This window comes from Pseudomonas citrullilanati (assembly GCF_030580855.1).
Taxonomy (GTDB): Bacteria; Pseudomonadota; Gammaproteobacteria; order Pseudomonadales; family Pseudomonadaceae; genus Aquipseudomonas; species Aquipseudomonas citrulli.
Genome location: NZ_JAUQOP010000052.1, coordinates 1 through 12,900 on the forward strand (window position 1 = coordinate 1; position 12,900 = coordinate 12,900).

The following is a 12,900-nucleotide window of genomic DNA, read 5'->3' on the forward strand; positions in this document are numbered from 1 at the left end:
GAGAGGCGCTTTGGCCTGGCTCATGCTTGTTGTTCGAGGGCGGAAACTCAGTCAACTGTTCGAGCTTTGAGCCAAAGCGGGAAGAGTGGACAGCAGCTTGGCTCCCACACGTGCTTAGGGCACCGCGACCCGTCAGCTTGCTGTCCACCCCTCTCACCTTTGACTTTATCCTGTCTTAAGACACAAGCGAGCCTGCTCGCGAATGGCGACGGCACATTCAACATCATCGGCTCAGCCAGGCCGCTATCGCGAGCAAGCTCGCTCCCACAGAGGATTGGGGGTGGGCTCTGGACTTGAAATCACCGAGATCTATTGTGGGAGCGGGCTTGCCCGCGAATGACGCCGGCACATTCAGCATCATCGGCTCAGCCAGGCCGCTATCGCGAGCAGGCTCGCTCCCACAGGGGATTGGGGGTGGGCTCTGGACTTGAAATCACCGAGATCTATTGTGGGAGCGGGCTTGCCCGCGATAACGCCGGCACATTCAGCATGATCGGCTCAGCCAGGCCGCTATCGCGAGCAAGCTCGCTCCCACAGGGGATTGGGGGTGGGCTCTGGACTTGAAATCACCGCGATCAATTGTGGGAGCGAGCCTGCTCGCGAATGGCGACGGCACATTCAGCGTCATCGGGTCAGCCAGGCCGCTATCGCGAGCAGGCCCGCTTCCACATCGGGCTCGATTGGCTAAAGGAGGTTTCAGGCAGGGTCGATACGATGCAACGGGGTGTTTTGCAGCTCGTATCGCAGTTCGTCGATCAGCTTGGCGACACCCTCTTCGGAGCGAATGCTGTCGACGCTCATGCCGCTCACGACCAGGTCCACCTCGCCGCTGTCGACGTGGTAGAGGCGTACGGTCAGGGTTCCATCGCCGTTGAGGCTGCATTCACACGCAAGCGGCGCGAAGCTGTCTTCCAGGCGGGCACGCAGGGGCGCCAGGTGGGTCATGCGCTGCACCTCAGGCCTGCGGGCGTGAATGCACGGCAGACAACACCGACCTCAAGTTGCACATGGACGTCCTGTCGATTTCACACTGGCGTTGCTTGTTCATGGTGGCGTATTCCTAGACTGTTTCGTGGGGGACGCGACATCAGGCGACGTCGCACCCCGACAGCGTAAGCAAGCCTGCGTCCCTGCAGAACCCGAATTTGCACCATCGAAACCGGTGCATTTGCACTGGCTATCATGGTGCCTTCATGCGCCATTCATTCGCGAACAACCCACGCTCCCGCGCCCAGACGATGGCTTCGCTGCGGCTGTGGACGTCCAGCTTCGAATACAGCGTCGCCACGTGATTGCGCACGGTATTGGGGGCCAGCTTCAGGCGGGCGGCGATTTCCTTGTCGGCCAGGCCTTGGCAGATCAACCCCAGTACATCGCGCTCCCGGGCGGTCAGCTCGGTGAATGAACCACTGGGCACCGGTGCATTGATACTCTTCACATTGGCCAGTTTTTCAATCAGCGTGCGACTGAACCACGAAGCGTCCTTCATCACCTCTTCAATGGCGGCCACCAACTCCAGCTCCGAACGCTTGCGCTCGGTGATGTTCATCAGCACCAATAAGTAGCAAGGCTTGTCCTGGATCAGCACCGTGTCGGCAGCCACCTCGCAGTCGATCAATTCGCCGCCCTTCTTCCGGACCTTGACGTCGATCCGTGACACCGCGGCGGCCTTTTCCAGCTTGGCGAACAGCGCCGCACTGGCGTCCTTGTCGAGAAAGCCGATTTCCTCCACGGTCTTGCCCAACAGCTCTTCGCTGGCATAACCGGAGGTCTGGAGAAACGCTTCGTTGATCTCCAGCAATTGCAGTTCGGCGCTGCACACCAGGGTAGGCACGGGGCTGAGCTTGAACGACTTGGCGAAGCGCTCTTCGCTCTGGCGCAAGGCAGTCTCGGCCTTGCGACGCGGCTCCATGTCCATGAAGGAAAACAGCATGCAGTCTTCGTCCTGAAGGTCCAGCGGCTGGCCGGCGACGATCACCTGCTTGCTGCCACCGTCGGGCAACCTCAATTCGGCTTGCATCTGCGGAATGGTCGCGCCCTGCCCCAGGCGCTCGACGGCCAGGTCACGCCGTTCCGCGGCTTCGAGCACGTCCAGCTCATACACCGAACGACCAATCACCTGGTCGCGACTATAGCCGGTCATCTCCAGGAACCCCTGGTTGACCTTGATATAGCGCAAATCGCTGAGGCGACAGATCACCGCGGGCGCCGGGTTGGCGCCAAAGGTTTTTTCGAAGCGTTGTTCAGCGCTGGCCCACTCGGTGGCGTCGCTGAGAATCAGCACCAGGTACTCCGGCTCACCGGCCCGATCCGTCAGCACCATGCTGCGGATCCGATGGACCCAGGTGCGATCCGGATCGGCCTTGGGCGTGACCTCCACCATCACGTCGCTGAACTCATCGCCACGGGCGACCCGGGCGATAGGATAGTTCTCTTCGGGCAACGGATGGTTGTTGCGATAACGCAAGCCGAAACGCTCGGCGTAGCCCTTGGCATTGCCACCCAACTCACGGAGGTCCGAGACCCCGTGCATGGTCAATGCGGCGGCGTTGGCCCAGGCGATCGTCTGGTCGACTTCGATCAACATTACCCCGTCGGACAACCCGGCGATGATCTGCAGCAACTGACGGCGATTGGTATCGGTATTGGGGACGTCTTGGTTCATTGGGTCTCCCTGTGGTTGCAAACGCATGGAGATTACGACCGCTGCCAGCGATGACACGTTCCCCTGTGGCAATTGCCGCAAGCCTGCCCACGGACTAGCAGTTCTGCTAGGTAGACATCCTCCAGCAAATACCCCAGCCTGACACGGTGATTTCTTTGGGAAGAGCCCAATCATGTCGCAGACAAAGATATTGTGCCGCTACCAGTACGACCCGCTGGACCGCCTGACAGGCTTGCGCCCTTTGGAAAGCGCCGGCACCCAACGTTTCTACCAACAAGACGAGTTGGTAACCGAAATCGAGGGCCAGGCGCAACGGTCGATCCTGCGCCACGAGGCCCAGCCGCTGGCACAACGAACCTGTGTGGACAACGTCACCGAAACGACGCTGTTGGCAACGGATCACGCTCATTCGCCGCTCAAGGCATTGGCGGACACAACCTCGCAGCAGCTGGCCTACACCGCCTACGGCCATCGCTCCGGCGACAGCGGCTTGAGTGGGTTGCTCGGTTTCAATGGCGAGCTGCCTGATGGGATAACCGGGCATTATTTATTGGGCCAGGGCAATCGGGCGTTCAATCCGGTGTTGATGCGGTTTAATAGTCCGGATGAGTTGAGTCCGTTTGGAGAGGGGGGGATTAATGCTTATGCGTATTGTGGGGGGGATCCGGTTAATTGGCGTGATCCGAGTGGGAACGTTCGGATTTTCTCTATCATCACCCCCTGGAACTTTGTACAGCAACAACCGCTACATAAACCATGGGAAATGCAAGCACTAGACCTTTCATCCAAAGCTATTTCCCGAACGGCTTCCCGAACCCATCAGGGTCCAACATTCAGTAAAGCGGCACGCTTAGTCCCAGAAAGATCACATAAAAAGCTCCATCGAGGGACAAGCGCACCGACGAAAAAGCAGAGCATCGGGCGCAAATCTATAGGGCAGTTAAAAAAACAAGCACTCGAATGGGATGATTATGTAGAACGGAATCGTAATACATTCATAGACGCTGATCCCAAATGGCATAAATTGCACGATGATGCTTTAGTCCGCCTCGAGGAGGCTAAAAAAAATCCGCACATTGAAAAATCGTCGTTGGACGCCCTTGCCTCGGACGTCACAAGAAAAAGACAGAGGGTCAAGCGCAATGCCTTGGCAAATTTAGAACATTGGAGATGGCTGACTCAGGGAACTCCAAATGACCACGTGATGAACTCATCCCGCCAAATACGCGATCCTGCAGGGACCCGATAACCCGGCCAGGGTCCGCAACGCCAACTCCGCGCTTACATCAGGCCATTGTGGCGAGGGAGCTTGCTCCCGCTCGTCTGCGCAGCAGACGTAAAACCGGCTGATACGGTTTGCCTGAAAAACCGCGCCAGCCCATTTGGGGCTGCTGCGCAGCCCAGCGGGAGCAAACTCCCTCGCCACAGGGTTTAACACATCTCCTGTCCAAACGCGCAAATGCGCTAGATCATCGCCGTGGCTCGCTGTTGTCCAGCGCGCGGCTTGCCAGCAATCCGCCCAGCTCGATCAGTTGCTGGATGCCCAGGGCGACGTGGCGCCTCGAGCCTTCCAGGTCGAAAGCCAGGTCACAGACCATGGCGTTGGCCGAGGCCAGGGTTTCGCTGAGGTTGGCGAGCAGGGTTTCGGTGTCGACATCTTTCACGATGGTGAACAGTTGCCCCGGATCGACAGCGGGTTTGCCCGTTGAATCAATGTCCGGTGGATTGGGGGTTACTTTGAACATGGTGAAGCTCCAGATTAGATAATTGGAGCCATCACGCTCGCTACCAAACGAGGGGTGGTGGCCATACGAAGGTTGGTAGACCGGTTACCTGGCAACCCGGCGCATCCGAGGACGCCCTGCGCATGACCACCATAAAACAGGAGATGTAACAATCCCCTGCATCAGGTTGCACGTGCGCCAGAAAAACGGGCTACCAAACCCGATCACTGATTCAATCAGCGACCCTGAAACGATAAGACCCCTGCCCACAGGCGCACAAGCCGGCGGATTCTGGCGCAGTTGTAGGCAACGGCGCAAGAACACGTAGCCTGATCCAGACCACTCCTACAATGGGTTAAACACATCCCACTAAATAAACACACCCCTTGCTCCCGCTCGGCTGCACAAGCAGTCGTATACCGGCTGATACGGTTTGCTTGAAAAACCGCGTCAGCCCATTTGGGGCTGCTGCGCAGCCCAGCGGGAGCAAGCTCCCTCGCCACAGGGGACTTCACCGTCCTGTGGTGTGCGCATTCGACTAATGTCTTAGACCAGTCATCGCATGACCTCCCCGCCTTCCAGCGCCCTTGAAACCCTAGGCCCGGACGCCTGCTTCTGCACCCTTCCTCGCTGCAACCATTGACCCAGCGGTTTTTGCCATAACCCGCAATTGGATAATTCCGATCATGGCCAGTTGACAACGCGCCACGCCGACCAATAATCTCCGCCATGTTGTACGACGACGTATGACAAATAAAAACAACAAAAAAGTAGGGAGCCGTCATAGTGAGCACACGTGTCCGTTTTTCGCCCGACCGCCGTCCAGCCCGCCATACCCTGTTTAACGCCAGCCCTTCCCTGATCCTGCTAGGTTGCAGCGGCCTGGCCGCCTTCTTGCCCACCACTGCCGGCGCCGAGGGCTTCGTCGACGACGCCAAGGCCACCCTGAACCTGCGCAACGCCTATTTCAACCGCAACTTCACCAACCCCAACAACGCCCAGGGCAAGGCCGAGGAATGGACCCAGAACTTCATCCTCGACGCCAAGTCCGGGTTCACCCAGGGCATGGTCGGGTTCGGCGTGGACGTTCTGGGCCTGTATTCGGTCAAGCTCGATGGCGGCAAAGGCACCGCCGGGACGCAGTTGCTGCCGGTGCACGACGATGGCCGCCCGGCCGATGACTTCGGTCGCCTGGGCGTAGCGCTCAAGGCCAAGGTGTCGAAGACCGAGCTGAAGGTCGGCGAATGGATGCCGGTGCTGCCGATCCTGCGCTCCGACGACGGCCGTTCCCTGCCGCAAACCTTCCGCGGCGGCCAGGTCACGTCCACCGAGATCAATGGCCTGAGCCTCTATGGCGGCCAGTTCCGTGGCAACAGCCCGCGCAACGACGCGAGCATGGAAGACATGTCGATGAACGGCCGCAGTGCGTTCACCTCCGACCGCTTCAACTTCGGCGGCGGCGAATACGCCTTCAATGAAAAGCGCACCCAGGTCGGCGTGTGGTACGCGGAACTGTCCGACATCTACCAGCAACACTATTTCAACCTGACCCACAGCCAGCCCATCGGCGACTGGACCCTGGGCGCCAACCTGGGCTACTTCATCGGCAAGGAAGACGGCAGCGCCCTGGCCGGCGACCTGGACAACAAGACCGCGTTCGCCATGCTCTCGGCCAAGTACGGTGGCAACACCTTCTACGTCGGCCTGCAGAAAGTCGGCGGCGACGATGCCTGGATGCGCGTCAACGGCACCAGCGGCGGCACCCTGGCCAACGACAGCTACAACTCCAGCTACGACAATGCCAAGGAAAAATCCTGGCAACTGCGCCACGACTTCAACTTCGCCGCCGTCGGCGTGCCGGGCCTGACCTTGATGAACCGCTACATCAGCGGCGACAACGTGCACACCGCCACGGTCGACGACGGCAAGGAATGGGGCCGCGAAACCGAACTGGCCTACACCGTGCAGAGCGGCGCGCTGAAGAGCCTGAACGTGAAATGGCGCAACTCGACGATGCGTCGGGATTTCAGCACCAACGAGTTCGATGAGAACCGCATTTTCATCAGCTACCCGATCAGTTTGTTGTAAAGCCAACAGGGATGGAGGCTGTGACACCGTCTTCGCGAGCAGGCTCGCTCCCACAGGGGGAATTGGGCCGGGTCCAGGATTTGGGTTCACCGAAGACCCAATGTGGGAGCGAGCTTGCTCGCGATGGCGGCGGCACATTCAGCATCTCCGCCAGCAGATCCATCGCTTTCGCGGGCAAGCCCGCTCCCACAGGGGGAATTGGGCCGGATACAAGATGTGTGTTCACGGGAGACCCAATGTGGGAGCGGGCTTGCCCGCGAAGGCGGCGGCACATTCAGCATCGTCGCCAGCAGAACCACCGCTTTCGCGGGCAGGCCCGCTCCCACAGGGGGAATTGAGCCGAGTACAAGATGTGTGTTCACGGGAGACCCAATGTGGGAGCGAGCTTGCTCGCGAAGGCGGCGGTACATTCAGCATCGTCGCCAGCAGAACCACCGCTTTCGCGGGCAGGCCCGCTCCCACAGAGGGAATTGGGGCGGGTACAGGATTTGGGTTCACCGAAGACCCAGCGTGGGAGCGAGCCTGCTCCCACCCGGGAAGGTCAAGATTTACCAGCGGTCATATGACCGATACACCGGATACCACTCATTGTTTGCTCAGGTAACGCCATGACTACGACACCGATTCGCCAACCCCTCAATCGCCTGCTGCTGACCGGTGCCGCCGGCGGCCTGGGCAAGGTCCTGCGCGAGCGCCTCAAGCCTTTTGCCCGCCACATCCGCCTGTCCGACATCGCCGCCATGGCCCCGGCCATCGACGAAAGCGAGGAGGTGGTGCTCTGCGACCTGTCCGACAAACAGGCCGTGCATCAATTGGTGGAGGGCGTCGACGCGATCCTGCATTTTGGCGGGGTTTCGGTCGAGCGGCCGTTCGAAGAGATCCTCGGGGCCAACATCAGCGGCGTTTTCCATATCTACGAAGCGGCCCGCAAGCACGGGGTCAAGCGAGTGATCTTCGCCAGTTCCAACCACGTGATCGGTTTCTACAAGCAGGACGAAGCCCTCGACGCCCTCTCCCCTCGTCGCCCGGACGGCTACTACGGCCTGTCGAAATCCTACGGCGAGGACGTCGCCAGTTTCTACTTCGATCGCTACGGCATCGAAACCGTCAGCATCCGCATCGGCTCGTCGTTCAGCGAACCGCAGAACCGCCGGATGATGAGCACCTGGCTGAGCTTCGACGACCTGACCCAACTGATCGAATGCTCGCTCTACACCCCCGAGGTCGGCCACACCGTGGTCTACGGCGTGTCCGCCAACCGCGACGTCTGGTGGGACAACAGCCACGCCGCGCACCTGGGCTACCAGCCCAAGGACAGCTCCGAAATCTTCCGCGCCAAGATCGAGGCGCAACCCATGCCGGCCGCCGATGACCCGGCCATGGTCTACCAGGGCGGGGCCTTTGTCGCGGCCGGTCCGTTCGACGATTGATTGACCTGTTCCATGGGACACGAACGCACAAGGGAAGCACCATGCAAGCCGAATTGATTGTCGATGCACGCAACGCCGTCGGGGAGAGCCCGGTGTGGGTCCCCGAGGAAAACGCCCTGTACTGGGTGGACATCCCCAGCGGCGGCCTGCAGTGCTGGAACGCCGGGACCGGCCTGCTCAAGGCCTGGCATGCGCCTGAAATGCTCGCCTGCCTGGCGCGTCACCGGGACGGTGGCTGGGTAGCCGGCATGGAGAGCGGGCTCTTCCGCCTGTATCCCCACGACGACGGCAGCCTGGACAGCGAACTGTGCGCCAGCGTCGAGCACAGCCGCGCCGACATGCGCCTGAACGATGGTCGCTGCGACCGCCAGGGCCGTTTCTGGGCCGGCAGCATGGTGCTGAACATGGGCGCCAACGCCGAGCAGGGCCGGATGTACCGCTACGAGGCCGGGCAGCGCAGCCCGGTCGAGGCGCAGTTGAGCGGTTTCATCGTGCCCAACGGCCTCGGGTTCAGCCCGGATGGCCGCACTATGTACCTCTCGGACTCGCACCCGTTGGTCCAGCAGATCTGGGCCTTCGACTACGACATCGACAGCGGCAAGCCTTCCAACCGCCGCCTGTTCGTCGACATGCAGCCGTTGCCCGGGCGCCCGGACGGCGCGGCGGTGGATGCCGACGGTTGCTACTGGATCTGCGCCAACGATGCCGGCCTGATCCACCGCTTTACCCCGGATGGCCGACTGGACCGTTCGCTGGCCGTGCCGGTGAAGAAACCCACCATGTGCGCCTTTGGCGGCAGCCGCCTGGAGACCTTGTTCGTCACCTCGATCCGCCCCGGCGACGACACCGATCCGCAATCCCTGGCCGGTGGCGTGTTCGCCCTCGACGCCGGCGTCAAGGGCCTGGCTGAACCCGTATTCGGAGGAACCCACCACTCCGCGAGCTGAACCGCAGTGCCGCTTCACTGGATGAGCCCATAAAAAAAACAAGACTGGAGATTGACCATGAATTTCAAACGCACGCTTCTGATCGCAGCACTCCCCCTGGCCTTCCTGGCCCAGGCGGCGCAAGCCCTCGACATCAAGATCGCCGACATCCACCCCAAGGGCTACCCGACCGTGGTCGCCGAAGAATCCATGGGCAAGACCCTGGAGAAGGAGAGCAACGGTGAACTGAAGTTCAAATACTTCCCTGGCGGCGTGCTGGGCTCCGAAAAAGAAGTCATCGAGCAGATGCAAGCCGGCGCGATCCAGATGTCCCGGGTCAGCCTGGGCATCGTCGGCCCGGTGGTGCCGGACGTGAACGTCTTCAACATGCCATTCATCTTCCGCGACCAGGCCCACATGCGTGCCGTCATCGACGGTGAAGTCGGCGACGCGATCCTCGACCGGATCACCAACTCTGAATTCGGCCTGGTGGCCCTGGCCTGGATGGACGGCGGCACGCGCAACCTCTACACCAAGAAGCCGGTGCGCAAGCTCGAAGACCTCAAGGGCATGAAGATTCGCGTGCAGGGCAACCCGATGTTCATCGAGACCATCAACGCCATGGGCGGCAACGGTATCGCCATGGACACCGGCGAGATCTTCAGTGCCTTGCAGACCGGCGTGATCGACGGCGCGGAAAACAACCCGCCGACCATGCTCGAGCACAACCACTACCAGAACGCCAAGTACTACAGCCTGACCGGTCACCTGATCCTGCCGGAGCCGATCGTGATGTCGAAAATCACCTGGAACAAGCTCACCCCAGAGCAGCAGGCCCTGGTGAAGAAAGCCGCCAAGGCCGCCCAGGCCGAAGAGCGCGTGTTGTGGGACCAGAAGTCCGCCGCCAGCGAGGAAAAACTCAAGGCCGCCGGCGTCGAGTTCATCACCGTGGACAAGAAGCCCTTCTACGACGCCACCGCCGCGATCCGCGCCAAGTACGGCGCGCCTTATGCCGACCTGATCAAGCGTATCGAAGCCGTCCAGTAACGCCTCCCGCTCTGTATCCCTGAAGAAGGCCCGGCGCGCCTGATGTTCGAGGCGCGCCCGGTTACGGTGGAACCCGATGAAGAATCTACTGCTGCGTATCAACGACACGATTTACATGACGTGCATCTGGGTGGCCGGCCTGTCCGTCCTCGCCGTTGCCTTGATGATTCCCTGGGGCGTGTTCGCCCGCTACGTACTCGGCACCGGCTCAAGCTGGCCGGAACCCACCTCGATCCTGCTGATGATCGTGTTCACCTTCATCGGCGCCGCCGCCAGTTACCGCTCCGGCTCGCACATGGCCGTGGACATGGTCACCAGCCGCATGCCGCCTCATCTGCAAACCCTGGCATCGGTGTTCACCCAGTTGTTGATGGCGGCCGTCTGCATCTTCATGACCATCTGGGGCACCAAGCTGTGCATGACCACCTGGAATCAATTCATGAGCGCCATCCCCACCCTGCGCGTAGGCATCACCTACATGCCGATCCCGATCGGTGGTTTCCTGACCCTGATTTTTGTCCTGGAAAAACTCTTGCTGGGTGACCAAAGCCAGCGCCGCGTCGTGCAGTTCGACCTGGTTGAAGAAAACGAAGGTGCCGCGTAATGGACGCTCTGATTCTGCTGGGCAGCTTTTTGTTGTTGATCCTGATCGGCATGCCGGTCGCCTATGCGCTGGGCGCCGCCGCCCTGATCGGGGCGTGGTGGATCGATATTCCGTTCCAGGCCATGATGATTCAGATAACAGGTGGCGTGAACAAGTTCTCGCTGCTGGCCATTCCGTTCTTCGTCCTGGCCGGTGCAATCATGGCCGAGGGTGGCATGTCCCGCCGGCTGGTGGCCTTCGCCAGTGTGTTGGTAGGCTTCGTGCGCGGTGGCCTGTCATTGGTCAACCTCGTCGCCTCAAGTTTTTTTGGCGCAATCTCCGGCTCCTCGGTGGCCGACACCGCCTCGGTCGGCTCGGTGCTGATCCCGGAAATGGAGCGGCGCGGCTACCCGCGTGAGTTCGCCACCGCCGTCACCGTGAGCGGTTCGGTGCAAGCCCTGCTGACGCCGCCAAGCCATAACGCGGTGCTGTACTCGCTCGCGGCTGGCGGTACCGTCTCGATCGGTTCGCTGTTCATGGCCGGCATCGTCCCTGGCATCATGATGAACCTTTGCCTGATGGCGCTGTGCCTGGTCTTCGCGAAAAAGCGCAACTACCCCAAGGGCGAAGTGATTCCCCTCAAGCAAGCACTGAAGATCTGCAAGGAAGCCATGTGGGGCATGATGACCCTGTTCATCATCCTGGGCGGCATTCTTTCGGGCGTCTTCACGGCCACCGAATCGGCGGCCATCGCCGTGGTGTGGGCTTTCTTCGTGACCATGTGCATCTATCGCGACTACAAATGGAGCGAGTTGCCGAAACTGATGCACCGTACGGTACGCACCATCTCCATCGTGATGATCCTGATCGGCTTCGCCGCCAGCTTCGGCTACATCATGACGCTGATGGAAATCCCGGCGAAGATCACCACCGCATTCCTGACGCTGTCGGATAACCGCTACGTCATCCTGATGTGCATCAACGTGATGTTGCTGCTGTTGGGCACCGTGATGGACATGGCCCCGCTGATCCTGATCCTGACGCCGATCCTGATGCCGGTGATCATGGGCATTGGTGTCGACCCGGTGCAGTTCGGCATGATCATGCTGGTGAACCTGGGTATCGGGCTGATCACGCCACCGGTGGGCGCGGTGTTGTTCGTCGGCTCCGCCATTGGCAAGGTCAGCATCGAAAGCACTGTCAAGGCGCTGCTGCCGTTCTACGCCGTGTTGTTCCTGTTCCTGATGGCCGTCACCTACATCCCCGCCATTTCGCTGTGGCTGCCGCACTTGGTGTTGTAGCCAACCGTTATCCGCGAGCCTATGTGGCATGGGTGGCGAGGGAGCAAGCTCCCTCGCCACATCGGTATCCAACCTTCAGACAGGCCAACATGACCGATCTATTGCATCTCGAAGACGAGCTGACCCGCCTCACCCTCGCCCCGCACCTGGGCGCCAGCCTCGTTGAATGGACCGTGCGCAGCACCGGCGCTCCCCTGCTACGCCCGCCCGCGCCGCAAGCGCTGGAGAACGGCCTGCCGGGCAAGCTCGGCGGCTTCCCGTTGATCCCCTGGTCGAACCGGATCGCCCATGGCGGCTTCGACTGCCCAGGCGGCTGGCTGGCCCTGGAGGCCAACAGCCCCAACGAACCGTTCCCGATCCATGGCAGCGCCTGGCAACAACCCTGGCAAGTGACCGAACACAGCGCCCGGGAAGCGTTGCTGCAACTCGACAGCCAATACCCGTTCGCCTACTGCGCCAGCCTGCGAATTCGCTTGGACGGCGGCCAATTGCAAATCGCCCTGCACGTCACCCACCTGGCCGAACAGGCCGCGTGGCATGGCCTGGGGCTGCACCCGTACTTTCCGCGCACCGCCGGCACCCGCCTGCAAGCCCCTGCCGGCGACGTGTGGCTGTGCGACGACACGAAGATGCCCACTGAACGCATCGACGTGCCGGCCCACTGGAATTTCCAACAGCCCCGGTCGCTGCCCGATGGCCTGGTGGACAATGGCTTCGGCGGCTGGGACGGGCACTGCTTGATCCAGCAGCCGGACCTGGGCTACGAACTGGAATGCCGGGCCAGCGGCAGCGATTACTTCCTGCTGTACTGCCCGGTGGACCTGGCGTTCTTTTGCATCGAACCGGTCAGCCACCCGGTCAACGCCCACCACCTGCCGGGACGGCCGGGGTTACGCTTGCTGGAGCAAGGGCAATCGGTGGGGATGGGGTTTTCGCTGCGGTGTCGGTTGCTCTAAGCAGCGCATGCCTGGTGGGAGGCGGACTCTGTGGATCACGCAGATGCCTGTGGCGAACGGATTTAGCGATACGTCGCACCGCCCCGCTCGGCTGCGAAGCAGACGCCTGGATCACGACCCGTATGGGCCTGCTTCGCAGGCCAGCGGGGCGGTGCGACGTTTCGCTAAATCCCCTCGCCA

General features: G+C 61.2%; 11 protein-coding genes. 8 read left to right on the forward strand and 3 right to left on the reverse strand.

Features of this window, described 5'->3' with window-relative positions:
• Positions 1 to 696: 696 nt before the first annotated feature.
• Positions 697 to 945: a DUF1652 domain-containing protein gene (locus Q6A48_RS23325; protein WP_304556750.1), complete on the reverse strand. Its 249-nt coding sequence runs from the start codon at positions 943 to 945 to the stop codon at positions 697 to 699.
• A 235-nt stretch (positions 946 to 1,180) separates the two neighbouring features.
• Positions 1,181 to 2,665: a PAS domain S-box protein gene (locus Q6A48_RS23330; RefSeq protein ID WP_304556751.1), complete on the reverse strand. Its 1,485-nt coding sequence runs from the start codon at positions 2,663 to 2,665 to the stop codon at positions 1,181 to 1,183.
• A 172-nt stretch (positions 2,666 to 2,837) separates the two neighbouring features.
• Here Q6A48_RS23330 and Q6A48_RS23335 point away from each other — a divergent pair, with 172 nt between their 5' ends.
• Positions 2,838 to 3,914, forward strand: a complete 1,077-nt coding sequence (locus Q6A48_RS23335) for an RHS repeat-associated core domain-containing protein (protein ID WP_304556752.1) — start codon at positions 2,838 to 2,840, stop codon at positions 3,912 to 3,914.
• A 220-nt stretch (positions 3,915 to 4,134) separates the two neighbouring features.
• Here Q6A48_RS23335 and Q6A48_RS23340 read toward each other — a convergent pair whose 3' ends face one another.
• Complete coding sequence (locus Q6A48_RS23340; RefSeq protein WP_304556753.1) at positions 4,135 to 4,410, reverse strand: DUF6124 family protein; 276 nt, start codon at positions 4,408 to 4,410, stop codon at positions 4,135 to 4,137.
• An 816-nt stretch (positions 4,411 to 5,226) separates the two neighbouring features.
• Here Q6A48_RS23340 and Q6A48_RS23345 point away from each other — a divergent pair.
• The 7 genes from Q6A48_RS23345 (at position 5,227) to Q6A48_RS23375 (ending at position 12,720) form a co-directional block, all read left to right on the forward strand.
• Entirely contained in the window at positions 5,227 to 6,477 is a 1,251-nt protein-coding gene (locus Q6A48_RS23345) for an OprD family porin (protein WP_304556784.1), read from the forward strand.
• 608 nt (positions 6,478 to 7,085) lie between these two features.
• Positions 7,086 to 7,907: an NAD-dependent epimerase/dehydratase family protein gene (locus tag Q6A48_RS23350; RefSeq protein ID WP_304556754.1), complete on the forward strand. Its 822-nt coding sequence runs from the start codon at positions 7,086 to 7,088 to the stop codon at positions 7,905 to 7,907.
• 41 nt (positions 7,908 to 7,948) lie between these two features.
• Complete coding sequence (locus Q6A48_RS23355; RefSeq protein WP_304556755.1) at positions 7,949 to 8,854, forward strand: SMP-30/gluconolactonase/LRE family protein; 906 nt, start codon at positions 7,949 to 7,951, stop codon at positions 8,852 to 8,854.
• Between the two features lie 57 nt (positions 8,855 to 8,911).
• Positions 8,912 to 9,880 carry a TRAP transporter substrate-binding protein gene (locus tag Q6A48_RS23360; protein ID WP_304556757.1) on the forward strand — a complete coding sequence of 323 codons (969 nt, stop codon included), beginning with the start codon at positions 8,912 to 8,914 and terminating at the stop codon, positions 9,878 to 9,880.
• Between the two features lie 76 nt (positions 9,881 to 9,956).
• On the forward strand, positions 9,957 to 10,484 hold the full coding sequence (locus tag Q6A48_RS23365; RefSeq protein WP_304556758.1) for a TRAP transporter small permease: 528 nt from the start codon (positions 9,957 to 9,959) through the stop codon (positions 10,482 to 10,484).
• Positions 10,484 to 11,764 carry a TRAP transporter large permease gene (locus Q6A48_RS23370; protein WP_304556760.1) on the forward strand — a complete coding sequence of 427 codons (1,281 nt, stop codon included), beginning with the start codon at positions 10,484 to 10,486 and terminating at the stop codon, positions 11,762 to 11,764. Before Q6A48_RS23365 ends, Q6A48_RS23370 begins: the two co-directional genes overlap by 1 nt.
• An 89-nt stretch (positions 11,765 to 11,853) precedes the next feature.
• Complete coding sequence (locus Q6A48_RS23375; protein WP_304556762.1) at positions 11,854 to 12,720, forward strand: aldose 1-epimerase; 867 nt, start codon at positions 11,854 to 11,856, stop codon at positions 12,718 to 12,720.
• Positions 12,721 to 12,900 lie beyond the last annotated feature (180 nt).

Coding starts and splice junctions, on each gene's coding strand:
- Q6A48_RS23340 (WP_304556753.1), bottom strand. CDS start 4,410: ATGTTCAAAGTAACCCCCAATCCACCGGACATTGATTCAACGGGCAAA.
- Q6A48_RS23375 (WP_304556762.1), top strand. CDS start 11,854: ATGACCGATCTATTGCATCTCGAAGACGAGCTGACCCGCCTCACCCTC.
- Q6A48_RS23335 (WP_304556752.1), top strand. CDS start 2,838: ATGTCGCAGACAAAGATATTGTGCCGCTACCAGTACGACCCGCTGGAC.
- Q6A48_RS23350 (WP_304556754.1), top strand. CDS start 7,086: ATGACTACGACACCGATTCGCCAACCCCTCAATCGCCTGCTGCTGACC.
- Q6A48_RS23355 (WP_304556755.1), top strand. CDS start 7,949: ATGCAAGCCGAATTGATTGTCGATGCACGCAACGCCGTCGGGGAGAGC.
- Q6A48_RS23360 (WP_304556757.1), top strand. CDS start 8,912: ATGAATTTCAAACGCACGCTTCTGATCGCAGCACTCCCCCTGGCCTTC.
- Q6A48_RS23370 (WP_304556760.1), top strand. CDS start 10,484: ATGGACGCTCTGATTCTGCTGGGCAGCTTTTTGTTGTTGATCCTGATC.
- Q6A48_RS23330 (WP_304556751.1), bottom strand. CDS start 2,665: ATGAACCAAGACGTCCCCAATACCGATACCAATCGCCGTCAGTTGCTG.
- Q6A48_RS23365 (WP_304556758.1), top strand. CDS start 9,957: ATGAAGAATCTACTGCTGCGTATCAACGACACGATTTACATGACGTGC.
- Q6A48_RS23325 (WP_304556750.1), bottom strand. CDS start 945: ATGACCCACCTGGCGCCCCTGCGTGCCCGCCTGGAAGACAGCTTCGCG.